At 44.8% G+C, this 24,927-nt stretch carries 17 protein-coding genes; 1 reads left to right on the top strand and 16 read right to left on the bottom strand.

The annotated features are described in order from the left end of the window. Positions 1–19 precede the first annotated feature (19 nt). The 9 genes from ACYVBM_RS08865 to ACYVBM_RS08825 all read right to left on the bottom strand — a co-directional run bounded on the left by ACYVBM_RS08865 (position 20) and on the right by ACYVBM_RS08825 (position 9,950). A complete protein-coding gene (locus ACYVBM_RS08865; protein ID WP_460685286.1) occupies positions 20–757 on the bottom strand; it encodes a tetratricopeptide repeat protein in 738 nt (245 codons plus the stop codon). Positions 758–760: 3 nt separating this feature from the next. After that, complete coding sequence (locus ACYVBM_RS08860) at positions 761–1,321, bottom strand: RNA polymerase sigma factor (protein WP_460685285.1); 561 nt, start codon at positions 1,319–1,321, stop codon at positions 761–763. Positions 1,322–1,384: 63 nt separating this feature from the next. Then, a complete protein-coding gene (locus ACYVBM_RS08855) occupies positions 1,385–2,110 on the bottom strand; it encodes a hypothetical protein (protein WP_460685284.1) in 726 nt (241 codons plus the stop codon). Positions 2,111–2,121: 11 nt separating this feature from the next. Then, positions 2,122–2,583 (bottom strand): hypothetical protein, encoded by a 462-nt coding sequence (locus ACYVBM_RS08850; protein WP_460685283.1) that lies wholly within the window; start codon positions 2,581–2,583, stop codon positions 2,122–2,124. Positions 2,584–2,693: 110 nt separating this feature from the next. Beyond that, complete coding sequence (locus ACYVBM_RS08845; protein WP_460685282.1) at positions 2,694–3,302, bottom strand: hypothetical protein; 609 nt, start codon at positions 3,300–3,302, stop codon at positions 2,694–2,696. A 69-nt stretch (positions 3,303–3,371) separates the two neighbouring features. Beyond that, entirely contained in the window at positions 3,372–4,022 is a 651-nt protein-coding gene (locus ACYVBM_RS08840) for a porin family protein (protein ID WP_460685281.1), read from the bottom strand. A gap of 131 nt (positions 4,023–4,153) precedes the next feature. Continuing rightward, positions 4,154–5,902, bottom strand: a complete 1,749-nt coding sequence (locus tag ACYVBM_RS08835) for a BspA family leucine-rich repeat surface protein (RefSeq protein WP_460685280.1) — start codon at positions 5,900–5,902, stop codon at positions 4,154–4,156. Between the two features lie 89 nt (positions 5,903–5,991). Further along, complete coding sequence (locus tag ACYVBM_RS08830) at positions 5,992–7,488, bottom strand: BspA family leucine-rich repeat surface protein (protein WP_460685279.1); 1,497 nt, start codon at positions 7,486–7,488, stop codon at positions 5,992–5,994. Between the two features lie 128 nt (positions 7,489–7,616). Next, the gene (locus ACYVBM_RS08825) at positions 7,617–9,950 is read right to left on the bottom strand and encodes an autotransporter outer membrane beta-barrel domain-containing protein (RefSeq protein ID WP_460685278.1); all 2,334 of its coding nucleotides are present in this window, start codon (positions 9,948–9,950) and stop codon (positions 7,617–7,619) included. Positions 9,951–10,196: 246 nt separating this feature from the next. Between ACYVBM_RS08825 and ACYVBM_RS08820 the strand changes: the two genes are divergently transcribed. Continuing rightward, positions 10,197–11,612 carry an AAA family ATPase gene (locus tag ACYVBM_RS08820; RefSeq protein WP_460685277.1) on the top strand — a complete coding sequence of 472 codons (1,416 nt, stop codon included), beginning with the start codon at positions 10,197–10,199 and terminating at the stop codon, positions 11,610–11,612. A gap of 78 nt (positions 11,613–11,690) precedes the next feature. Here the strand turns inward: ACYVBM_RS08820 and ACYVBM_RS08815 are convergent, their stop codons facing one another. The 7 genes from ACYVBM_RS08815 to ACYVBM_RS08785 form a co-directional block, all read right to left on the bottom strand. Continuing rightward, a complete protein-coding gene (locus ACYVBM_RS08815) occupies positions 11,691–13,367 on the bottom strand; it encodes a sodium:solute symporter family protein (protein WP_460685276.1) in 1,677 nt (558 codons plus the stop codon). 12 nt (positions 13,368–13,379) lie between these two features. Continuing rightward, entirely contained in the window at positions 13,380–15,662 is a 2,283-nt protein-coding gene (locus ACYVBM_RS08810) for an FAD-dependent oxidoreductase (RefSeq protein WP_460685275.1), read from the bottom strand. A 12-nt stretch (positions 15,663–15,674) separates the two neighbouring features. Then, the gene (locus ACYVBM_RS08805; protein WP_460685274.1) at positions 15,675–15,914 is read right to left on the bottom strand and encodes a hypothetical protein; all 240 of its coding nucleotides are present in this window, start codon (positions 15,912–15,914) and stop codon (positions 15,675–15,677) included. A gap of 47 nt (positions 15,915–15,961) precedes the next feature. Beyond that, positions 15,962–18,622: a glycoside hydrolase family protein gene (locus tag ACYVBM_RS08800; RefSeq protein WP_460685273.1), complete on the bottom strand. Its 2,661-nt coding sequence runs from the start codon at positions 18,620–18,622 to the stop codon at positions 15,962–15,964. 2 nt (positions 18,623–18,624) lie between these two features. Then, complete coding sequence (locus ACYVBM_RS08795) at positions 18,625–20,586, bottom strand: glycoside hydrolase family 97 protein (protein WP_460685272.1); 1,962 nt, start codon at positions 20,584–20,586, stop codon at positions 18,625–18,627. 84 nt (positions 20,587–20,670) lie between these two features. After that, entirely contained in the window at positions 20,671–22,986 is a 2,316-nt protein-coding gene (locus ACYVBM_RS08790) for a GH92 family glycosyl hydrolase (protein ID WP_460685271.1), read from the bottom strand. A 3-nt stretch (positions 22,987–22,989) separates the two neighbouring features. Beyond that, on the bottom strand, positions 22,990–24,927 hold the full coding sequence (locus ACYVBM_RS08785; RefSeq protein ID WP_460685270.1) for a beta-L-arabinofuranosidase domain-containing protein: 1,938 nt from the start codon (positions 24,925–24,927) through the stop codon (positions 22,990–22,992).

Raw genomic sequence — 24,927 nt, 5'->3', positions numbered from 1 at the left:
TATCTTTATGTAGTGCCTCTTAACGGGACATACGGCTTAACAGCTCTTTTGCCAACGGCATATCCTCTATTTTTTTGAGCAGGGTTGCCGCAGCTTCTTTATTATCCTGCTTTATATAAATTAATGCGAGGTACCAGGTTGCTTTTTGCCAATAGACACTGCCTTCTTTTCCAAGCACATCATCAAGATACTTAACAGCCTGTTCCATATTTCCTGCGCTCATATTGGCTAAGCCCATATAATAGCTGAGCGTATCTGTATGGCCATCACCAATACTTTTCCATTTTTCAATGGCTTTAGCATAATTTCCTTCCTTATAATCAATCATGCCATCATATAAAGTATAATGGCTCTTACCTTCTGCTCCCATCACTACTGGCAAGCCGGGGTCAGGCTTGTAATATGCAGCAAAGAGTTTTTCATGCGCTGGGAATTGGAATAACAGTGAACCACCTAAAATAACAATAACGATAACCGCAGCCGCTGCCATCCATTTTTTCCAGCTGCTTTTCTGAACGCTTACTGCTTTTAACGTTGCAGGATTTATTTCATTATGAAACTGATCTAATTTATCCTGCAGTACAGCTTCCTGTATACCCACCATCATCAAGCGCACTTCTTCAACCTTTTGTCGCCAACCCGCATCGGCAGACAACCGCTGCTCAAAACTGAGCAGTTCTGCTGCAGGCAGATGAAGGTGCAGGTATTGTTCTATCAATGCCAGATCCTCCTGCGATATATTGTTTTCGTTGTTCATGATTTAATTTTTTAGAAGGCTTCGTAACTTTTCAATGCAGCGGTATTTATTATTCTTTGCCGTGGCCTCTGTCCAGTTGAAAACGGCTGCAATGCTTTTTAATGACTCCCTGCCGTAATAAAACCTTTTCAGCAGGTTGCGGCAGTTATCCCCCAACGCTTTAAATTTCTCTTTAACCAGGGTCAGCCGCTTTATAGTAACATCGTCTGTTTCCTCAATGGACATCAGTTCTCCGTAATCATCATCAAGCTTTATATTTTTTTTAACCTTTACCGTTCGCAGGTGATCGAGCCATTTATTCTTCGCTATGGTAAAAAGGTAGTGATTGAGGGAACCCGCATTTGCAGGCGTAAACTTATCCAACTGTACATTGCGCCACAGGGCAGTAAAAGCCTCCTGGTAAATATCTTTGGCATGTTCGGTGCTGCCGCTGTTTTTTATTACATAATCTTCTACCCTATGGTAATTGGCAGCATACAACTCTTTTAACGCCTTTTCGTCATTGGTCTTTAGCGCCTCAATATAAATACTGTCGGGAGTTTCAGTAAAGTTCAGCTTACTCATAGCATGATTGATGACGCTAAAAATAAGCTATTTTACAAAAACATGACCTGTTCTGTCCTTTTGTTACAATCCGGTCCAGCCGGCACCATCTACAAATTCGTATAGCTTCCAGTTTTTGGCTTTGGTAGTGGCTATATCGGCTGCGGCAGGCCTGCTGTTGTTATCGGCTACCTGCCGCACATACAATGCAGCAGCATCCGCCGGCATACGTGCAGGCAGGCTACTGATTAGCTGTGTCATATTTGCAGCCGAAATACGGTTGTTGTACACTTCGGCATACTTAATATGTGTGTTACCGGACAGGTTCAGCGCCATAAGCTGATTGGAGTAGCACGACAGCTTTTCCAAAGCAATGTTCTTTGATACATCCAGCTCCGTTAGCTCACCAGCCATGCAATACAATTCTTTCATCTCGGGACTTTTGGATACATCCAGTTTCGTTAACTCACCATCATGGCAATAAAATACTGTAACCCGGCCATATAAGACAACGGTTTTAGACGCACCCAAAGAAAAAAGGTTCCGGTTAGCATACTCCCGGCCAAATTTGGTGATAGCCTCACCATTGTCCCTGGTTCCGTTGTTGTTCAGGTCTACCCATATCCCTGCCTGGTCGGCTTCGGCCGCTTCTAAGTACAATGTCCAGCCGCTTTTAGCATCGGCAGCTTTGGTAAGGGTTATTTTTGGGCCCTGCGGGCCTTCTTCGGGGCCTTGCTTTTCTTTTTTGCAGGCGCTGAGCAGGAGTACGCTCAACAAAGCTGCTGTACTGAAATTTAGATAATGTTTCATAATGTTTGTTTTTATTCTGCTATAGTGTACTCCACGCTGCCGGTTCGCGTACTTTGAGCAGGAACTTTTAAGGCGACAACTTTTTTAACCGCATTGTTTACCTGGATCTGTAGCCTGAAATCCGCCTGTGCCGTTGCTGAATTTTGTACGGATACCGATAGGCTGGCCGGAAATGGCTTTGAAACTTTTACGTTTTTGCCGGCACTTTCAGATGTGGTGCTGAGACCAAAACCGGGCGCATCGGTTGTTACCGGGCCGTTGCCTGTAGCGTAGGTGATGGTAAGTCCCGCGTTTTTGGCGGCCGTGTTATCCAATGCTATGGTATACCTTATTTCCGTGTCGCCTTCGTCTTCACCCTCCTTTTCAACACCGGATTTGCTGCAACTTAGCATGAGAAGAGAAACAAAAGCCGCCAAAAGCAATGCTACGCTGGTGGGTATTTTACCTGTCAAATTGATCTTTAACGTTTTCATGATTTGTATGTTTTAATTGAATTTCTGAATGCGTTACTCCGCCTGCGATGCACCGTCTGCATCCGACCGGATTTCTATATCTCCCTGCATATCGCAGGTTACGTTAGTGCTTAGGGGTACAGCGAGCTGACGCGTTCGGAAATATTATTCTCATCATACTTGATGCGGGCATTTCCTTCCTTTATAACCTGGGAAGCATTATTGCTGTTGTACACGCAGATAAAAGCCTCCTTAAGGCTTTTGATGGCATTACCCTCCAGCGTACCGGAATACAGGATGGCATATACACCTGAATTTATACTGCTTGAACCGGTTGTCATAACATACACCGTAAAATTATTGCCGGAGCCGGATATTACGGCCTTCTCGCTATAAGTGGCTGCTCCCCCTCCACTTATGGCCGCCTGTATCGAAAAATCATTCACATTTTGCTCCGAAAAACCGAACCGGTTGTCATTATAGCGATAGCCGGGCGGAAAATCTCCCTCAATATTGGTTTTCTGCAACAGCCACGGGTTAGCAAGGTAAATGCCGGTGATGTCGGGTGGGGTGGCGCCCGCGTGGATGGGCATCCCCATTTCTTTGAGAACATTGAGGTACTTTCCGGGGATGATTTCCTCAATTTTCTCTTGCTGCGTTTCTGCTTTCTTAGCGCTTTCTTTTTTACAGCCTGCTATCAATAGTACAGACAGGAGGCATAGTATGCTGATTGATCTCATAATTGCTGCATCTTTGTTGTGATGAATGATAATAGCTTTATCCTCTTTGAGCGGAGGAACTCAGGAAGGTTATTTCTTTCCTTTATTTAATGGAATCGTATAGCTTACCCCCAACGAAAAAAAGCGGTTATAGGCTTTTGAGCCATCCGTGGCTTCTGTTTTAAAAATATTGGATAACCCGTGGCTGTAACGCAAATTGGCACCCAGCTTTGGCAAAACCTGGTAACTGACACCCGTACTTATACCATAATCAAGGTTTTTGAACTCTTCGTTGTCTGCATCAGTATAATCAAAAAATTCTTCATCGTACACCTCCTCTGTTTCGGGGGATGGAAGCCACTTCCATTGGGCTTTGAGCTTGGCTGATAAGTAAGGACCTAAGCCTGCTTTCAGTTTTTCTGTAATGCCATATTCTGCCAATACCGGTAGTGTAATGTAGGTGGTTTTTTCTCGAAACCCGGGCCCGTTTTCATCAGCAGTATACTTATATCCCAGAGCCTGGTATTTCAGCTCGGGCCGCAGGCTGATTTTGTTGGTCAGCTCCAATTCGGCAAAGACCCCGATGTGGAAGCTGGCAACATATTTAGGTTGTTCAGCACCCTCACCTTTCATTTTTGCTGTGCTTAGATTGGGTCCCGCTGTTACGCCGAAGTTAAAATCCTGTGCCTGTACAGCAGTTATCAAAGCCATACATAGTATAGCAAATGTGATTTGTTTCATTGCTTGTGTTTTTTTATATATTAGAAAGTATACAAGAACTGCCGTCCCCCATTTTAAATCGCAGAGGAAGAAAAAAGGTCATCAGTTTTTTATTTTTGGGGAAGATCATATCAGCTCATTAGCATATTGGCTTATTCCCTCACCGCCTGCACTGTTTTTGAGTACGATGCAGTACCATCTATATCCACCTGTTCAATGCGTACAAACAGCTTTTCATTTGTTTCTATTCCTGCCATATCCTGCCGTGAACAAGCAAAAAGAGTGCATACAAAAAGTACCACCGAAGTAAGCAGGTACAGCCTGCTCTTTCTCTTAATACCAAAGCCAAGCACGGCGAATGCTATAGTAATACCAGACAGTACACTGATCGGCAATGGTATGATTTGCTGATAATTAGTAACCTGGTCGGTGGTTCCTCCGGGCGCTTTGGATGGTACAGTTACAATGGTAGTAAAGTCGATGCCGTCTCGGGATACCTGTATATTAAAATGATTGTTGCTGGTTTCGGATAAGGCAGACCATCTTACCAGCAATTCATTGTTTTTCAGGATGGCAGCTACCGGACCAAAGTGCACAGGCAATGAGGACTCGTCGCAGTTCTCATCATAAGTGCCGCCGCTTATAGTCCATCCTTTATCATTAACAAGCTTATTGTAGGCCGCCAGTCCTAAAGGGCCATAGCTTCCTGATATGTCCGACAGCAGTCTGCCATCGGGCGTATTGGGGTTATTGGCCCAGCCATGTAGGGTGGCGGAAAGGTTGGAGCAGGACAGGCCGGTGCCATAGAGCATATGCTCCAGGAAAGCGTTTGCATTAAATGTCCAGTTGGCAAGAGACTGGTTGAAGGCGGCAGCGTTTAAAAACATGCGATAGAGATTTGTTATATTGCCCACATTCCAGCTATTTAAAGGCTGGTTAAAAGCCAGGGCTCCCTCAAACATGCTCTGTGTATAAAGGGCACTTTCCAGGTCATCGCCCCAGGCGTTCAGCGGCTGGTTAAACGCCAGGGCAAGCTTAAACATTTCTACAAAACTTGATACGTTGCTCACATTCCAGCTGCTGATGTCCTGGTTAAACTTTTCAGCGCTCCGGAACATTCCCGTCATGGAAGTAACTTTTCCTAGCTTATTGGCCCAGTTATCAAGCGGCTGGTTGAATGTGCCTGCGCGATTGAACATATTGGTCATGTTGGTTACATTACTTACATCCCAGCTATTGATGTTTTGGTTAAAAGCTCCTGCCCCTGAAAACATATTGAGCATATTGGTAACATTACTTACATCCCAGCCTCCTATTTTCCCATTAAAAAAGATAGCGCCTAAAAACATATCGCTCATGTCAGTGATAGCGCCGGTTTGCCAGTTTTCCATAGGTGTTTGCTGCCCGGTGAAAGCATCCGCATTGAAAAACATTGCGTTTAATCCGAAAGCATTGATATTGGTAAGAACGGGTGCATCACCGGCAGTGATTTCCATATTCCTACAGTCGCTGAACGCCCTATTTAAAGAGGTAAAAGTGGCATCACCCCATTGCGTTACAGTCATCAGCTTCACGCCGTTAGCAGAACCGCTATTACGCAAACCGGTAAGGCCTGCAGGGTGCACGCTTACCTTATACCTACCCGCCGAAGGAAAGACCAAAAGGTAGCCGTTGGCGGGGTTTGCCCCGGTGATGGTACCGTGATTAGCGGCGTTGCCTACTTCCTCCCAATCAATGGTAAGGTTACTACCAATAATGTTTAAAGTAATTTCCTTACTGCCCGGGTCACCTGTTTCGGTATTCCATACGGTAACATAGGGATCGTTTTGCGCCATCAGGCTAAAGCCGGCGCCCAACAGCAGCGCTATTAGCACGAAACGTTGTAAATGTTTTATTTGCATGGTGATAATATCGTTTGTACTTATTATCGTAAGCAGAGCAGCGATGTCATCGGTTTTTACTGATTTTTATACATCCGGTAACCGACAGCCTATCTTTTAATGACCTTCACTATTTTAGAATATGTTTTTGTTGCATCTATATCCACCTGCACAATACGCACGAACGCTTTATCAGGTTTATCCGTTTGTACAGATATTTCATTTTTATTACAGGAGGCAATGGCGCAGAAACCCAGTACTGCAACAAGGGCGAGATGATACAGGTATTTACCACGGTGCATACCGGTAAGCATCAGACCCAGCAATGCCATACCCATCAGCCCCAGGGCTTCCGGCAGCTTCATTTCAAAAGCGTATTGAATTTCCGCGGAGGAGTTGCCGCCCGGTGCTTTGGAAGCAACAGTCGCGATTTTGGTAAACGTTTTTCCATCGGAAGAACCTTCTATTATAAAATGGCTGTTGTTGGTTTCGCTTTGGGTAAACCAGTTGATGTGTAGCAAACCGTTTTTTACATAAGCCTCCAGGCTGCCAAAAACCACAGGCAGCGGCGTGGTGTTGCAGTTGGGATCAGGGCTGTCTCCGGTAATGGTCCATCCATAAGTACTGATAAGCGTACTCCTGGCAGCTACTCCATAAGAAGCAGAATATATACGCCCGTCAGCACCAAGGAGAACGTAGTCCTGTGCGGTACCGCCGGTGGCCCAGCCGTGCAGCGTGCGGTCGTAGTTTTCGCAATCCATGCCGGAGTTGGAGAGCATACCGGTCATGTCCCAAACCGAGGAAAGATTCCATTTGCCAAGGTTTTGATTAAATGCCGTAGCGCCGGAAAACATATCAGTCATCCATCTTGCTTTTTCCGTATTCCAGCCGCCAATGTTTCGGTTAAATGCCTTAGCGTTTTTAAACATCCCTGATATATAGACCGCATTGCCTGTTTCCCACCCACTGATATCCGCATCAAATGCAGCAGCATTTTCAAACATGCCGGACATGGATGCTACATTGCCTGTGTTCCAGCCGCTGATATCCGCGTTAAACACAGGGCAGCCACCAAATAGGTAATTCATGTTGGTTACATTTTCAGTGTTCCAGCCAGTCATGCTGCTGAGCCCGGTAAAAACAGGGCAATTCTGGAACATATAAGCCATGCTGCTTACCTCAGAAAGATCGGGCGCATCTGTAGCGGTCAGTTGCAGATTGGAGCAACCCCTGAAAGCAGATTCCATTGAATTCCACCTGATACCGCCCCACTGCCGTATTTCACGCAACTCCGAACTTTTGGAACTTCCGACCTCATCGGCCTTAAACCGCTTTAAGTTACCGGTTACTGTTACAACAACATTCCTACTGGTACCCACCTCACCCAGATCAACAACCTCATAACTATGGGACTCTGCGACAAACATACTGCCGCCAAGCGCAGTACCTTCCACTGTCCAGGTGATCGTTAAATTGGTGCCAATAACCGGCAACCAAACCTGATCTAACCACGTTGTTGATTTCCATACGGTAACAAAGCCCTGCGCTTTGACACCTGTAAAGGACAAAAAGACCATCGCAATTGCAAGCATTGTTTTTTGTAACATAATAACGAGGGTTTATATTGATGGTTCATGGTTCATTGTCGGAAGGCAGAAGATAGATGATGTAGGATGTACATGCATGTGTACCCACCTTTAAACGTTCAAACAAATCATCACATTAGCTAATTGGCTCATTCCCTCACCACCTGCACTACTTTAGAATAAGAGGTGGTACCGTCTATATCCACCTGTTCAATGCGCACGAACAGCTTTTCATTTTTATCTGCTTCTGCCAGCTCCCGGCGCGAGCAGGCAAACAGGCTGCCTACCCATAATATTACTGTTGTCAGCACGTACAGGCTTCTTCTTTTTCTAACACCAAAGGCAACCAGGGCGAATGCTATAGTAAGGCCCGACAGTGCGGCCGCCGGTAATGGTATGGTTTGCTCATAATTCATAACCTGGTCAGTAGTTCCACCAGGCGCTTCGGATGGTACAGTAGCAATGGTGGTAAAGTCCGTACCGTTTCGGGATACCTGTATATTAAAATGACTGTTACTGGTTTCGCTTTCTGTAACCCATTTTACTTCCAGGGCCCCGTTTCGCATTGTGGCTGTAATGCTTCCAAAAGTAACCGGAAGCGGGTTGGAGCCCGCATCGGCGGAGCCAAAGGTAAACGGGCTGAAACTGCTTACCGCCTCGGCCGTGGTAACTGTGCCGGTTGTGCTGCCGGTATAGCCGCCATTTCCCAGGTCTTTCCAGGTGGCTCCGTTCCAGTGCATTACACGAAGCGCGGCAGGATCGGAAACATAACCAGCTCCACCGGCGCAGGGCGGATTGAAAGTAAATGTAAGCTTCACCTCAGAAGTACCGTTCAGCCGCTGCACATTCCAATACTCGCACCGGCTTACACTTTGTACCGTATTGACATGATCAGCCGTGTTGTATCCTGCGACGGTGGGATTTTCCTGCTTATACTCAGCGCTAAATACATCCGTTGCAACAGCTGGTGCAGCAATGGCTACCGGGTTATAGCTGGCGGCAGTGCCTGTAGGAAAGGTAAAAGCCTGGTTGCCGGCTTTGTGCACCACGCCAACCACATGGCTGGTCGCAGAAGCGTTATAATGAACGGCGTTATTATTAAAGCGCAAATAATTACCGGCAGAACTAACGATACAGCCATTATCAAAAGTAGCGTTGGTGGCAATAGTTACCGGGTCGTTCAGCGTTAAAACAGCACCGCCGGTTTTGTTCATGCGAATCCTGGGGAAAACCAATGGCTGGGTACCTGAATGTTCCAGCGTGCTGTTATTGCTGCCGCCAAAAGTAACGAGGTTGTCAGAAATAGTTAAGCCTGATACAGCATTCAATATAACATTGCCATTAAAATCCTGGCCGTGGTTATTAGCAATATACACTGCGCCTGTGCCATTTTTAGTAAGGGAGAAATCACCATCGTACACATCAGGGCCAGTAATACCGGTACTAAAAGTTGCTGAAGAATTTTGGGTAATGGTAGTATTGCCGGTTATATGGTTGCCGCCCAAAGAAGTATAGCCGGAATTTCCTATTGCCTGCGTAAGGGTAAAACTGCCGGTAATATCATTTCTATAGAAATCTCCCACGCCCAGGTATCCATTCAGGTTTATACCGGCCAAAAGCACATTATCATACATATATATACCGCCACCAAAACCAGGACCCACATTCTCTACCAGTATGGCACCGCCCGCCGTGCTGTTTTTAATATACTGCATATTAAAATAACCGTTGTTTTGTGCGTTTACATTAATATTGACAGTACCGCCAATTGTCGCCGCGGCTGCATTGGCCGGCTGACCGCTAGCATTGATAGCGCTACTGCCACCTGCCGTATTGGTATAGCTGAAATTGCCGGTTAAAGCTGCCAGCCCCTCCCTAAAAAGAGTGGTAGCCCCGGGTACAGTTCGCGTAACGGTAAGGTTGCCACGGTACTCGTTGGCATAGTGGTTTGCACTTGTAAAGGCGGCTGTAGTAGCTATGTTATATGTAACATTGCCCAAATACCGGGTAGCCCCGCTACCGTAGCCATCGTAAAAAATGCAAGAACCGCTAAGATTAAAAATAACATTTTTGGTAAATGCAACTTTCCCGATCTGCTTATTGGTACCGCCTGTGCCAAGGTTGAAAATAATATCTCCGCCGGCGCTGTTGTCAATAGTAACTTCATCAGGGCCGTCAATAATATTCAACCCCAATACCCCGGTTACCGTAAGCTGCCGCCCGTTTACATCGAGGCTGCTGCCGGATTCCATTGTTAACCAATTAAGGGTAATATCTGCATTAAGTTTTGGCCAGTTGGTGATGCTGCCTGCTGCGGGAATGGTTACACTGCTTCCCGATGCAGGCACTCCGCCAGTCCAGTTAGCGGGATCGTTCCAGTCAGAACTGGCGCTGCCGTTCCAGGTTTGCGCCTGCAGGTTCATTGCCGCTGCAAAAAAGAAGGCTGCAAAAAGCAGCCGGTTTAAGATCTTTGAAGCGTTCATGAGATAGTAGTTTGTACTACTATCGTACAGGCAGCAAAAAAGTCATCAGTTTTTTAACCATTTTTTTAGACTGTCAACCTTTGATATCTCAAAAACTTCAGGATTCATCCCTTCCTTGAGTATTTTCATGAAAAATTCATGCTAGTTTGGCTTTATCACATATAAAATACTAATTAGAGCCAAATTATATTTAAAATTTGGCTCTAACTAATTATCTATGTACATTTACAGCCAAATTTCATTTCAATGCTTATCGGTCGTAAAAAAGAACAGGAACTGGTACACAGACTCCGTCTATCAAACCAATCTGAATTCCTGGCGGTGTATGGCCGGCGCAGGGTAGGTAAAACCTTTCTGATAAGAGAAGCGTTCAACAATCGCTTTGACTTTTATATTACCGGAATAGCAAACGTGAATACACAGCAGCAATTACTCAATTTTCACCTGGCATTAAAAAAATATGACCCATCCGGAAAGGAAAACAAACCTGCTGAAAACTGGCTGATCGCCTTTCAACAATTAATCACCCTTTTGGAAGGTAAAGAAAGCAAAAAGAAAGTCATTTTTCTTGATGAACTGCCATGGCTTGATACAGCACAGTCGGGATTTATGCCTGCGCTGGAGCATTTCTGGAATTCATGGGCAAGCAGCAGAAAAGACATAGTACTGGTGGTTTGCGGGTCAGCGGCTTCCTGGATGATCAATAAGCTCATCCATAATAAGGGCGGACTGCACAACAGGGTCACCCAGCGCATCAAACTGGAACCATTTACCCTGGCTGAGTGTGAGGCATTTTTAAAAAGCCGGGGCGCTGTTTTTGACCGTTATCAAATCATACAGCTATACATGGTAATGGGAGGGATCCCTTTTTACCTGAACCAGGTTGATCGGGGCAGCAGCGCTGCACAGAACATTGATCGGATCTGCTTCCAGGAAAACGGGCCACTGGTTACAGAATTTGATGACCTGTACCATTCTCTGTTCAACAAAGCAGAAAAACATATTTCCATAATAGAAGCATTGAGCAAAAAAGCAAAAGGGCTTACCCGTGATGAAATTATTAGCATTACAAAGCTTCCCAACGCCGGCAGCACAACCCGCCTGTTAAAAGAGCTGGAGGAAAGCAGCTTTATCCGCAGATACAAGGCATTTGGCAAAAAAGAGCGCAACAGCCTTTACCAGCTATACGACTTTTACTCCTTATTCTACCTCCGCTTTATCAGAAACCGGGAGGATGAGAACAACTGGATCAATGGGCTGAATGATCCGAAACACAGAACCTGGAGCGGCTACGCCTTTGAACAGGTATGCCTGGCCCATGTAAAGGAAATCAAACAGGCGCTCGGCATCAGCGGGGTACAGACATCAGTTTCTTCCTGGGCCGGCAATGGCGCACAAATAGACCTGATAATAGACCGGAAAGACCAGGTGATCAACCTTTGTGAAATGAAATGTTCTATCGGCAATTTTACAATAACAAAAAAATACGCAGGAGAGCTGAGGAATAAAATAAAAGCGTTTCGGGAAGCTACGGCCACCCGGAAAGCTATATTTCTGACAATGATCACTACCTATGGACTGGTCAAAAACGAGCACGCCGGAGCCCTGGTTCAGAATGACCTGAAAATGGACATACTTTTTCATTCTTTTACAGACCAATGATGATAATCGGTTAGAGTCATCCTAGGTTCGTGAAAAAGCTTCTTTCTCCCGCAAAATTTCATCCGGATCAAAACGTCACTAACGCTTTCTTGCCCGCACTGCCGCTCTCCACGGTATAACAGCTCCCAGCATGATAGCAACGGCAATTGCCGCAACCAGCCCACCGCCTTTTGAGGTGATAAAAGACAGTATTAACATCAGCACGGACATGAACAACAGCGAAAAAGCGATCATCTTTAAACCAAATACGTTTTGCTTTTTGATGGCCAGCTTTTCCGATTCATCTATCTGCACCGCAGCTGCTTTTTTTGCGGCCCTGTATTCCAGGTAATCTTCATAGTCGGCACTGGTTGCTGTTTTCTTTTTCATCCACAGCTCATAAATGATCAGCATTACCAGTGGCAACAACACCCCCAACAGCATTTCATTAGCCCGTGACAATTTATATCCATTTATAAATGGTATAATCATTTTAAACAGCAGGTTTACTGACAGTGAAATAACCGTTATATAAATGGTAGCCTTCCCTGTCAGCCGCTTTGAGAATAAAGCCCAGAGGGGCGGTAACAGTAAAGGCCCTCCGGTTATGGCGCCCACACTTAAAGTAAATTCCACGATACCGCCGATATAAGGTACTCCCAGCGCAATCAGAATCATGAATACTCCAAAAAACCAGGAGGACGCACGGGCCACAAACATCAGCTTTTTATCGCTCGCACCGGGGTCTACCGATCCTTTGTAAATATCATTGGTAAATACCGCAGATACTACATTGAGCGCTGTATTGGCAGATGCAGAAGTAGAAAAGTACATACCTGTCAGCATTAATCCTAAAAGCCCGGCAGGCAGCACCTGCTTACATACCATGATGTAGGCATTTTCGGCGTCAAGACCTGTTAAAGACGGATTCAGCACCTGGTATACCATGGGCGGCAGCATCCAGAGAACAGGGCTTAAAATATACAGTGCGGCAAAAAGATAGGCTACTTTGGAAGCGCTCTTAGGAGCATCGACACTGGTATACCGTTGCACAAAGGTCCAGTTACCTCCAATATAAAATATATGATAAATAGCAAAGGCGAATATAAATCCCCAGGTGTATTCACCGTTTGTAAGATTAAAAAAATCTGCCGGTACTTTATCCAGGAAGCTTTGCACGCCACCTGCTTCATTAAATACCAACGGCAAAATAATAAGTACTGCAGCCGTTAATACGACAAACTGCAGGATATCGGTAACCATTACAGCCCAAAGGCCGCCAACTGCGGTATAAGAGATCATTAAAATGCCCAGCACAACAGTTACCGGCATCAACGGATACCCGAGTGATGCAGACACCAGTTTTGCAACCGAATATAAAACAGATCCTTTTATAAAAACCGATACAATGGTAAAAATATAGATATAGCTTTTCTGCACTTTACTGCCCAGCCGCGCTTTGATGTACTCTGCGGCAGTAAGATTGCCGGTAGCTTTCCACTTCGGTGCGAGATACAAACCGGTGATCAATGCACCGATGCACATCGTCCATTGTATAGTAACAGCTACCCAGCCATGCTGGTAGGCTATTGCTCCCCAGGCTACAAAAGTGCCCGCCGAAAAAAAACTCATGAACAAGGACAAGCCGCCGATAAACCAGGGAACGGATTCACCGCCTGCAAAAAAAGATTTGAGGTTCCTGCCGGTTTTGGAAAAGCTGATGCCTACCAGCAAAATGAATACGGAGAAAACAATGACTACTACTGTATCTATCATATCGTAAATTATTTATGAATAGCATCTTACTGAAAACAAAGAAGCAGGCACATCTGGTGAAGGATGCTGTAACACTATCTTTAGTCTTTTTGTTTTTACAGGTTGTTCGGGTATAATCTCATTCCTCGTTTGATAATTATCCTGCTTTTGATAAATGATCTTTCCTGTTTCATCTTCTATATGATAATTTCTTACGCAAAAAGGCATTACAGTTTCGGGGTGGGTCATCAGTACGGACTCCATCGGGTGATCGCTATCTGTGTCAAATACAAAAACCATCTTCTTTATCGATTGCTCCTGCTCCCATATAAGTTCAACGGCAGGCAATTTATCTTCGTAATCGGCTACCCAGGCGTTGGGTTGCGTAGTAGGGCGGTTTGTTCCGTTACTGATATTATGTGCGCTAAAAGCGTTTAGAGGCTGTGATAATTCTACGGCAATGTTCTGTCCTTCGGGCCTTCTTTGCGGGCACCAGAACTCAAATGAGTCTACGCCCGACCCTTCGGGCGCTACCTGCTTACCATTGTTGGAAACTGCTTTATTCGTTCCATTAAAAACAGAAAGCAATCCTGTAACCCGCTCATTCGTATAAGGCAATGATATTTTCTCGTTAATCGCAAAACAAACAAATACATACTGATCTACATCTATCTCACAGTCAAAATCAATAGTCACTTCTTGCGCTCCCTTCCTTAATGGGATACTTTGAACTATCTTGATAGTGTCAGGAGTAAAGCTGCTCAAACTGCTGCTCAGCCTCAACTCCGGCTGCAGATTTGTATCCTCATCAGCCTGTACACATACACTTATTGCTGGCATTTTACCGGCACGTAGCGGAAGCATTTGCGCCGCAGCAACAGAGAGCGGTTTAAACAGAATACCTTCTCTTTTAAATCCTTTAAAACAAAGCTCCGAGCTGGCTTTTATAACCGCCTGCCGTACGAGGTCTTCCTTATCTTCCAAAGTCATGCCCGGTATATGCTGCCCGGCCCTTATCAATTCCTGCTGCAACAAAGGCATATAATTTTCCGTGTATAGTTCTGCCGGCTGCTTGTTATATTTAAGGCAAAGTGATGCGGCTATTGCCACTGCCTGCGCACCGTAAGCGCAGGTGGCCATTACACGCGTAGCACCAAAAGCTACATGGCTGACGCTGATGATGCGACCGGCAAAGAACAGGTTCTTGATATTATTGCTATAATAACAGCGGTAAGGGATCTGGAACACACCTTTACTATGCCATTGGTTGCAGGGCTGCCGCTCGCTAAACACCCCATCAGCCGGATGCAGATCGATGGACCAGCCGCCGTAAGCTACGGCATCTTTGTGGACCTGTTGTTGTATTAGGTCTGACTGGCTTAAAATATAATCGCCTTCAAACCGGCGGCTTTCTCTTTTGCCAGGTATGGTTCCCACCCATTCCAACGTCATATTTTCGGCTTCAGGAAAGTTGCCGGAGTTTTTAATGTAATCCCATATACCGTAAATTACTTTCCATAACTCCCATTTGATCTGTTCTGTATCGTGCACCGTATCGAGCCTTCCTCCATATTCTACCCACCACAATTTACAACCATGCTCCCGGGCATTAAAACTTTTAAACCTTGGTACTTCTTTTTGAACATTGATCGCAAAAGAAGGCGGATGAAAATTAACCGGCCGGCCGGTGTCTTTTGTATAGAAATAAAGCGAGTGGCCCAGCAGCTCGCCATAAGCCGCATCGGGCGCCATGGGTTCATTAAACTCATCCCTGCTTTCTGCGCCCATACGAAATGCCGCTCCCGAAAGAAAACCCACGATTCCATCTCCGGAAGCATCGCAGAAGAGCGGAGCACTGATTTTATATTCTGTTGAGTTCTGACTGCAAAAGGCTTTGATGCTTTTGATAGTATCATCGTCAATTTTTTCTACTTCATATACTGCTGTATTCAGCAGCAACGTAATGTTTTTTTCCTGCGTTACTTTTTCCAGCAGGATCATGTCTAATATTACAGGGTTGCCTTCAGGATTCCGATAAGTATTTTCCACCAGTACCTCATCTATCACGCCGCCTTCCCGGCTCCAACGATTGTTATTGCCCATATGCGAAGTAGCGCCTAATATCCATAACCTTACCTCACTGGAAGCGTTGCCGCCCAGCACCGGGCGATCCTGTACCAGCACTACCTTTAACCCCTGCCGCGCGGCGGTAATAGCAGCGCATACACCGGACATACCACCGCCGATGATGGCAAAATGTGCGGATAAAACTTCCGTTCTTAAATTTCTCTTTGATTTACGTTGGTCCTGTAACATCTATTTTTCTATTTACCAATTATTGCATCCGTACTCCCAATCCAATTGATACAGGATTGGGTCGTTCTGACTTATATAAATTGGGGTTTTGTTGTTTATGATAAAACTCTCGTTTTCTAAAAGTTTAAGCTCCGCGGGATACGGTATGATAGCAATGGAATCGCCGGTCATTTTATTGGCAAATACATTACCCGCCAGAATGATAAGCCCGATTAACAACCACCACTTTTTATTGAATATTTTACCTGTCATATTTATAGATTTTGGATTTTATTTACCCACTATCGCCTTAAAAAAATTTAGTCGTAGCTAAATGCGTACACCTGCATACCGTAGGAAGCCAGTTTTATTTTATCTCCCATTGAAAAACGCATCTTTTCTCCCGATGCCGAAAAGCATTCGGCGCTTTTCAGTTGCAGCGCATGCCCCGGAAGAAAGCGGGATACATCTATATGAAGATCCCCTTCCTGTATTTCATCATCGTTATTGAGCACAAACAAGTAAAGCTTTTTTTCCTGCTGATCCAATGCGCACAGATAATCCATATTAGGATTGGCTAGCGCAACCAGCTTTTCCATGAGTACCAGGTTTCCTTCTTTATCAAATATTTTTCCCGGCCGGAACCCATAGGTTTTATGAGGGCCTACCTTTGGCGTAATAAATCCCGCAGGAAAACTGATATTTCCCTGCGACCGCAATGACAGCTCTGATACCAGGTAATCGGTGATCCAGCCTATCTGCCACCAGGCATGATGCGGAAATGTCCCGGCGCCTTTGTTCATGGAAGCCCAATAATAGGAAGCAACGCCCGTGGCAGTATCTACAAAAGCCTCCTTGCTTAGCGCCGCCGCTCTTGCCATTTTAAGGTAGAGGGAATCCTTAGTCAGTTGGAAAAACCGGACAAACATACCAGCATGGCTTGCAAGTAAAATAGGGCCGTTGGGGTTTGCCGAACCCATGGTGCCGCCATGTTCAAAACTTAAGCCTACCTGGCTGATCTGCCAGTCTTCAAGCTCCCTTGCTCCGATCTTTTTATGTTTACGGGTGGGTATTGGGTGAGAGTATATGGAAGTAGTGTAGATCTGCGCAGTGGCGATAGCGGCCCGTTTTAACCGGGATTCCTTTGTGATCTCGTACAGATCGAGCAATGCCTGGGCGCTTTGGCCGGTTGCAAAATCGGGCGCAAACCGCGTGTCACCGCAAACACCTAAAAAGTAACCTTTTTCAACAGCGTTTTTAATAAACCAGTCAGCAGCTTTTACAGCAGCATCTAAATATTTCTTATCCCGAAGTATTTTATATGCAACCACAAGGCCATAAAAAGTAGGGCGATAATCTTTCAGGTCGCGGAACATAGGCTGCTGTGTGGTATTATTATAGGCTACTTCCCAATAACCTTCCGGCTTCATCCGGGCAAGCAGCCAGTCTGCCGCCAGTCGCAAGGCCTTCTTGAGCTGCGCCTGCCGGGGTTCAAACAAAAGTATGTTGCCCATATCCAGCATCATATAATACGTGGTAGCTATCGGCTCGGTATAAGGTCCCCATTCTTCTGTAAAACGTTTGGACCGGTACAGGTAATACTGTCCCGCGGCAGCGCCGTTGAAAAAACCGCCTCCTGTATTTTGCTGTGCCAGCTTAAAGTTCAGCGTGGCCTCCAGGCGCTTATGTACCAGGATGGAATCCTGTGTAGCGGTTGCCAGCATCCACATGGCGCCATAGTCTGCGTTTTTAGCCGCATCGTTATCTGACTCGTACACGCCTCCTAAATATTCCTGCGCGCCAATAGTGCGGCCATTATAGTCAAACGTACGCCAGCGCGAAGTGCTGTCATTTTTTACATAGCTGAAAAGCAGCGCTATCCTGTCGGATAAGGATAAGCGGGTTTGTTTTAAATGCAGCAGTTCGTCAAAGTGGTAAACATCATTCACCACATGCTTATATACGGGATACCAGCCTGAGCTGTTAACCGTATACCTGAAATTAAAGGAAATGGTTTCTCCTTTTTTTAAATAGGATTTTTTCTGTCCCAGTACAGGATGGTACAATGTGGGCACAAATTGTTCATGGCGGTTGATCAGTGATAAGCCCAGCAGCCAGTCCGAATGGGTAAATTTGTCGAACGCCCAGGGGTCCCTTCCTGTTTCCGGTTCCGCGGTAACGCCGAGCGTGATGCCCTCTTTATTGGTAAGTATGGCCGTAAGTGCGGCCGCCGTTCTTTCCCGTACAACCACAGGCTTATCGGGGATTCCCTGTCCATAAGCATAGGCTCTCACAAAATCGGTATTGATGCTTTTGCCCTGAAAAAGCCCGGGGATGCAAGCCCATTGAAACTGGTTTTTATCGCTGACTGCCAATGCCGGGCTTGCTATTGAATAATAGCCCGGAGCATCCGCCGTTAAACGGATGGAAACAAGAAGATCATTTTTGTAAACAGGATCTAATTGCCAAACGGCTTCAATCGTTGCTACTGCTGTTTTTTGCTGAAATATAAGACCAGAACCATCCGTTTTATATTGTTGCGGAAAAAAGGATAATGCGCGCCCTTCTTTATTCATAGAAACAGCAGATGTATTCGCCCGCCAGGCAGGAATAATGTACCGGTATTCCGGTTCGGGGAACTTGATCTCTTTCCCGCTTTTATCCATGATAGGTTGCGCATCCATTTGCGGCGACACGGCGCTGTAAAGCAGAGTGTATTGCCCAAGGGCACCGGCGAGGGAATGCCAGCCGTTTTGCCCGTTTACCTGTAGCTGTTTTACTTTATATCCATCGCCTGTACGCTCCCAATCCAGACGCAGTGCGCTATTAGCTAATCCTGGTATTGCCGCCAGTTGGGTGAAATTATTTTTAGCGTGAGCTTTTTTTATATAGCGGACTTGGGGGGGTACGACTGTTTTCGAAAAACTACTCGGTGAATAACCAGCAATTAGGAGCCATAGCAAAACCATATTTTTTTTCATATTTAAATATTGTTTTTTATCCTGGCTGCAAAACCACCATTTCTGGCCAACTTCACCTCAAGCGAGTCCCCCTTCTTTACCTGTTTTGTATTAAACCGGTAATCCATTGCCTGTTTCGGCGCATTGATACCATCTTCAAACATATCCATCCTGTAATGCACACCCGGGTCAAGAAAATCCAGTTTTATTTTAAAGGTTCTCCACTTTTCAGAAGCATTTGTTATGCCGCCAATAAACCACTCATCTCCTTTTCTTTTCGCTACAACCACATACTCGCCCAACTTTGCATCCAATACTTTGGTTTCATCCCAGATAACCGGTACCGATGTGATAAAATCAGTCGCATCTATATTTTTATAATACATCGTAGGGTTGTCGGCCAGCATCTGCACACCACTTTCAAACACTACATATAATGCCAGCTGGTATGCCCGCGTACCAATGGAACCCGCATTGGGACGCTGTGCAGCATATACTTCCGGCTGCATGCTGATCATGGCGCCGGGGGTATAATCCATAGGGCCAACAGCGTTACGGATAAAAGGAAGCAAAAGGCTGTTATCGGGCGTGGCACCCCCCATCTGCTCCATGCCTCTTACGCCTTCATAAGAAAGAACATTGGGATAAAGATATTCCAGGCCGGACGGCTTAAAGGCACCATGAAAATCCACGAACAAATGATATTTCGCGGCTTCTTTCGCCACACGCTCGTAGTAATTTACCATCCACTGATCGGAACGCTCCATAAAATCAATCTTCACTCCTTTCACGCCCCACTCATTGAAGGTTTTAAACAGATCAAAATTATTTTCGACCGTTAGCCAGGTGAGCCATAATACAATACCTACGTTTTTTTGCTTACCATATTCCAGTAACTGCTTTAAATCTATCCTAAGATTTGGCGTAAACGGATCTCTCGTGTTTGCCGCCCACCCTTCGTCCATGAGAATATATTTAATGCCTTTTTTTGCAGCAAAATCTATATAGTATTTATAGGTTTCCAAATTATATCCTGCCTCAAAATTCACATCCGGCCCGTAAGGCGATGCATCATTCCACCACTCCCAGCTTACCTGCCCGGGATGGATCCATGATACGTCCTGTACCTGGCGGGGACCGGCAAGCTTCGCGTTCATGGTGTTAGTAAGCATGACCGTTTCACTTTTTGATATTAAAAAGTAACGCCACGGAAAATCTCTTGTGCCTTTTGTCTTTGCAATGTAGTCAGCCTCCTTTGTAATCTTAACCCTGCGATCACTTTCATAACCAAAGGCCAGCGGAACCTTGGGAAAAACAGCTTTTATGCTATTTGCGGACTCCGGGATAAAGAACATCCCGGGGTAGTCCTGCAAGTTCGTTTCGGACATCAGAATTTTAACTCCTCCTGATGTGACCCCTAACCACGGTAGCACAGCCATCTTTTTTGATTCCTGCCAGGCTGGTATATTTTTAGTTACATAAGGCTCTTCATACGCGGTCTTAAACGAACCGGGCTGCTGCATGTGAAACCGTGCAGAGGTATCAAAATTCAATTCAAGTTTTTCATCTGATACTTCCTGCTCACCTTTTAAGGTGGTTAAATAACGATAGGCCACCGCATCATCAAACAACCTGAACTCCAGTGTACGATTGTTTTTAAAAGTTAGTAATACCTGGCGGTAATCAGATTGAATGTTAGAAAACTTTAATGGCACAACCGGTTTAATTTCTTCATGTACAATCTTATCCTTCTTACTTCGTAATACATACCCGCCCGGGTTTTCATTTTTAAATCGCAGTCCTGTGCAGGCATTATCAATCACTTTTTCTTCGCCAAGCAACACTGAAAAACATACACTGTTTTTATAATCCACATTTAACTTTATTTGCCCGTTGGGCGATGTGTATTGCAGAGACTGGGACAAGGACATTTGTGTAAGTAATAAAAAACAAACAAATACTCCCGCTGATTTAATTTGTAGCATATTATTTAATTTATAGCGCATTGTTTATTAAGCTGTATTAAAAGTAAATTTCAACATGAAAAACTTTATCTCTCTTTTTTATATTTAATTCCTCATTTCATCAGATGCTGATGAGGGATAATCTTCTTTGGCAATACCTCTTTTCTTGTTGGGCTGCGGCGCCATTTCAAAGTTTAATACAGCTCCGTTTTTCAACTGATCGTAGCTGATATAATTTTTTGAACTGACGCACCCGTTTATCAGCAGTTTATTGACATACCTGTTTTCTTTACTGTTATTAGCAGCCTTTATTGCTATTATCTTTCCGTTGGGCAATTGCATTTTAACATTTTTAAACAGCGGGCTTCCTATCGCATACTCGTTGCTAACAGGATTTAAAGGATAAAACCCCATAGCCGAAAATACGTACCAGGCGGACATCTGGCCGTTGTCCTCTTCTCCGGGATATCCGTCCGGCTGGTCTGAATATAACCGGTCCATTACCTCTCTTGCCCGGTATTGCGCTTTCCAGGGAGCGCCATAATTATACAGGTAAATTACATGGTGCATGGGTTCGTTCAGGTGCGCGTATTGCCCCATATCCACACCCTGCATTTCCCTTGCCAAATGAATAACGCCCCGTTTATAATAGCTTACATCAAAAACAGGCGGCAATAAAAAAATTGAATCCAGCTTTTGAATAAACGGCTCATATCCACCCATTAACCGCGCAAGCCCTGCCGGATCGTGAGGGACAGACCATGTGTATTGCCAGCTACACGCTTCGGTAAAATGGCCGCCCCAACTGAATGGGTTAAAAGGCTGAAGAAAAGAACCGTCCGCGTTTCTGGGCCTCATCAACCCTGTGGAAACATCAAAGAGATATTTATAATTAAAACTTCGCTTTAAAAAAGTCTGAACCTCATCGCTGTTGCGCCCCAGCGCTTTCGCTAACCGGTAAACAGCAAAATCATCATACGCATATTCAAGTGTCCTGGATACATCCTGATTGATATTTACATCACAGGGAACGTAACCCTGCCTGTTATAGTATGATGCACCCAACCTGCCCAGCGAGCTAAGCGGGCCTTCTTTTTCCGAGTTTTGAAGTATCCCCTTATACAGCAGGTCTATATCCTTACTTCGTATGCCTTTTAAATACGCGTCCGCAATTATGGATGCGGAATGAGAGCCTATCATACAATCCCGGTGACCGGGGCTGAACCACTCCGGCAGCCAACCGCTTTCTTTATAGGTATTAACCATGCTCTCCAAAACTTCTGAAACAATTTCAGGAAAAAAAAGATTCAGGAAAGGGAACTGGGCTCGATAAGTGTCCCAAAAACCATTGTCCGCGTACAATTTTCCTTCCCGTACCTTGCCGCTAAACGGGCTGTAATAAAGCGGCTTTCCGTCTTTGCCGATCTCATAAATTTTTCTCGGGAAGATGAGCATACGGTATAAACAGGAATAAAAAGTACGTAGCTGTTTTTCTGTACCGCCATCAACCAGTATCTTTTGCAGCGACTGATTCCAAATAGTCCTGGATGCCGCTTTTATTTCTTCAAAGGATTTATTACCGATCTCTTCAAGATTTATCAGCGCCTGCTCAGGGCTGATGAATGACGAGGCTACTTTTATTTCCAACGGCTTTTCCGGGTTATTATTCTTAAACCCCACGATGGCGCCCGCATGATTGCCTTTTATTTCCTGCTTTCCGCTATACAGCGAATCGCCGTCCCACACATCGGCAGACAAGAAAGGTTCGCTAAACTCCAGGACAAAATAATTTCTAAAGTTGGACGAAACGCCTCCTTCATTTTTAACAGAATATCCGGTAATACGTTTTTTATCTGCGGATATTTTCACATAAGAACCTTTGTCAAAGGCGTCCACAACAATGAAAGCGCTGTCTGTGGGGTAAAAATTTACCCGGAACAAGGCGCTCCTTTCCATTGAAGTAAAAGCGACATGGGCATGATGATCTCCCAGGTAAACCTGGTAATAATACGGGGTTGCCTTTTCTGATTTATGCGAAAACCAACTCCTTCTTTTTTCCTGCGTGAACTGCGACCTGCTGATGACCGGCATTATGGAAAACTGCCCGTAGTCGCCTATCCAGTAGCTTGCCTGGCGCGTTTGCCGGAAACCGTATATAAAATTAGACTGGTAAGTGTATAAGCCCCGATCATTATTATCACCGGTCTGGGCCGACCAGGTATTCATGCCAAAAGGCCTGCCTACCGATGGATAAGTATTGCCCGCAGACAAAGCGGTAGTAGAAAAAGTACCTATTAAAGGATTCACAAAATCAACCACATCATGTTTATTAACCTGTGCACATAATTTTAGGCATGGCCCCCACAATAATACCACAAAAAATGACTCTCTGAAGCGTGATAATATAGAGTATAACTTCATTGTTTAATCAGCTTTATAAAATGGAAACACGGATATCTTTTGTCCCGTTGTACTTCCGTAAGGAATCAATATCATTTTTTCTATTGCATCTCCGTTTTTTTTAATACTCGCTGGCAAAGCAGGTGCATTTTTCCAATCTGTTTCTATCAAATCTGCGACAATGGTAACAGGAGGCTGCTTCCAGTTAAAACTTTTACCTGACCCAGAGTACTTAACCTTAAAATGTTCATCTGCTAAAGAATAATTATACCTGCTTCCTGTTGAAAGGTCGAGGGCAAACAACAGCGGTCCATACTCTACAGTGGAATATGGCTTGCCCGCAACTGCGACATCTGCACCGGTGAGAGAGCTTACTGCACCGTTGGACCGGGTAATGCCATCTTTTACTTTTATTTCTGTTTGAAACTTTAGGGTTACTTCATCATTTAATTTCCAAAATCTGTTTAAGTTCAGAAAACCATTTCTCAAATTCGCGGGTATTTTCTTTCCATTCAAATACACTTCAAAAGCATTACACCAGGAGGGCACCCTTAAATAAAGTGGAAATAACACTGCCTGCTTCTGATCAAATTTAATGGTTACATCATGTTTGAAAGGGTACTTTGTAAGCACTTTAAACATTATAGTTTGATTGTTAATCAAAGTATTAACTTTACAAGGACCATACATATTTACAGCCAAACCGTTATCTGCCGTAGCCATTACCATATGTAAAATATAGTTAGGCAACATACGGGCAACGTTACCATTGCAGCACATGGGGTCGTGAACTTCTTTATACGCAAACTTATCATCCTGCTTTACCTCGTTAGCCGATTGCAGGTACACCAAATGCTGAAACCCGCTATCTACCGCCGCGGGCGCTGCATTAAAAAACGCTTTTTCAATTTTATCACCATAAACGGCATCGCCGGTAATCCGATATAACCAGATGTTAGAGTTGATAAAATCAGATATGTTGCATGTTTCTGTACCCAGTTCCGGACTTATGCCCATCAGGTTTTCCCAGGAGGAATTAACGCCATAAGACATCATGTGCAATGAATCGATTTGAGCATAAGCGTTAACCGAAGCTTTTAGATAATCATTATTGCCATTGAACAAATAACCAATAGCCCACAACTTGGCAAATTCGTTGAAAGAAACACCATGCATAGCCGGAAGGCAGGCCATAAAAGCATCTTTGTAAGGCGGCAAAGTTTTAAAAATGGCACTGTCCATTCCAGCATAACAACCACGCATATTAAGCTGCTCTATATTCGTTGCCAACCAATGCTCTACAAATCTTTTGGCGTAAAAATCCAGTCCGGCCAGCGCTTTATGCAAAATAGTATCATTACCGGTTAATATATAGGTTTCCAGCATAGGCTCTACCTGCACCAGGTTTCTGGGCTGGGTGGTGGCCAGAAATTCGCCACGCGGATCGTTTGGCGCCTTCATAGCGACCACGTCTGAGAATCCATATACATTGGCACTCTTAAAAAAAGATAAAAGATATTCTAGTGCAACCGGATCTTTGGTTCCATAATAATATGCCAAAACAGCCCTAGCATACACCGCTGTAGCCCATGAAGAAGGGCTTAAATAGTTATTTCTGATCACCGATTTAATGTCAGTGGAAGCAGTTTGTATAAGCTGTTGATCGTTCAATATGAACCCCAGCCGCATCATGCCATCTATCCAATAAGCACTTTGTTCATTTAAAAAGGTAGGCGGATGGCCATTTATCCACCCTTCTCTAAACGCTGGGTTATGAAGTACAAGCCCATTCTTTGCTGTAATACACCAGTCTTTCAACCAACCAGCTGGATTGACATCTCCATATTTAAGCGGATAGAAAACCGGCTTATTTTTATATTGCGGTGCTATATACTGTGCCGCTAACCGGTTAGCGAGAGCTATAATCAATATCAATAAAATACCAATATGCTTCTTCTTCAT

The organism is Niabella aquatica (assembly GCF_054779315.1).
This window is presented reverse-complemented; position numbering and strand designations above follow the sequence as displayed.

Bases quoted from the DNA above. Each gene is read 5' to 3' on its own strand.
- ACYVBM_RS08840 (WP_460685281.1), bottom strand. From the start codon at position 4,022: ATGAAACAAATCACATTTGCTATACTATGTATGGCTTTGATAACTGCT.
- ACYVBM_RS08815 (WP_460685276.1), bottom strand. From the start codon at position 13,367: ATGATAGATACAGTAGTAGTCATTGTTTTCTCCGTATTCATTTTGCTG.
- ACYVBM_RS08855 (WP_460685284.1), bottom strand. From the start codon at position 2,110: ATGAAACATTATCTAAATTTCAGTACAGCAGCTTTGTTGAGCGTACTC.
- ACYVBM_RS08785 (WP_460685270.1), bottom strand. From the start codon at position 24,927: ATGAAGAAGAAGCATATTGGTATTTTATTGATATTGATTATAGCTCTC.
- ACYVBM_RS08790 (WP_460685271.1), bottom strand. From the start codon at position 22,986: ATGAAGTTATACTCTATATTATCACGCTTCAGAGAGTCATTTTTTGTG.
- ACYVBM_RS08860 (WP_460685285.1), bottom strand. From the start codon at position 1,321: ATGAGTAAGCTGAACTTTACTGAAACTCCCGACAGTATTTATATTGAG.
- ACYVBM_RS08820 (WP_460685277.1), top strand. From the start codon at position 10,197: ATGCTTATCGGTCGTAAAAAAGAACAGGAACTGGTACACAGACTCCGT.
- ACYVBM_RS08795 (WP_460685272.1), bottom strand. From the start codon at position 20,586: ATGCTACAAATTAAATCAGCGGGAGTATTTGTTTGTTTTTTATTACTT.
- ACYVBM_RS08810 (WP_460685275.1), bottom strand. From the start codon at position 15,662: ATGTTACAGGACCAACGTAAATCAAAGAGAAATTTAAGAACGGAAGTT.
- ACYVBM_RS08805 (WP_460685274.1), bottom strand. From the start codon at position 15,914: ATGACAGGTAAAATATTCAATAAAAAGTGGTGGTTGTTAATCGGGCTT.
- ACYVBM_RS08850 (WP_460685283.1), bottom strand. From the start codon at position 2,583: ATGAAAACGTTAAAGATCAATTTGACAGGTAAAATACCCACCAGCGTA.
- ACYVBM_RS08800 (WP_460685273.1), bottom strand. From the start codon at position 18,622: ATGAAAAAAAATATGGTTTTGCTATGGCTCCTAATTGCTGGTTATTCA.
- ACYVBM_RS08865 (WP_460685286.1), bottom strand. From the start codon at position 757: ATGAACAACGAAAACAATATATCGCAGGAGGATCTGGCATTGATAGAA.
- ACYVBM_RS08835 (WP_460685280.1), bottom strand. From the start codon at position 5,902: ATGCAAATAAAACATTTACAACGTTTCGTGCTAATAGCGCTGCTGTTG.
- ACYVBM_RS08845 (WP_460685282.1), bottom strand. From the start codon at position 3,302: ATGAGATCAATCAGCATACTATGCCTCCTGTCTGTACTATTGATAGCA.
- ACYVBM_RS08825 (WP_460685278.1), bottom strand. From the start codon at position 9,950: ATGAACGCTTCAAAGATCTTAAACCGGCTGCTTTTTGCAGCCTTCTTT.
- ACYVBM_RS08830 (WP_460685279.1), bottom strand. From the start codon at position 7,488: ATGTTACAAAAAACAATGCTTGCAATTGCGATGGTCTTTTTGTCCTTT.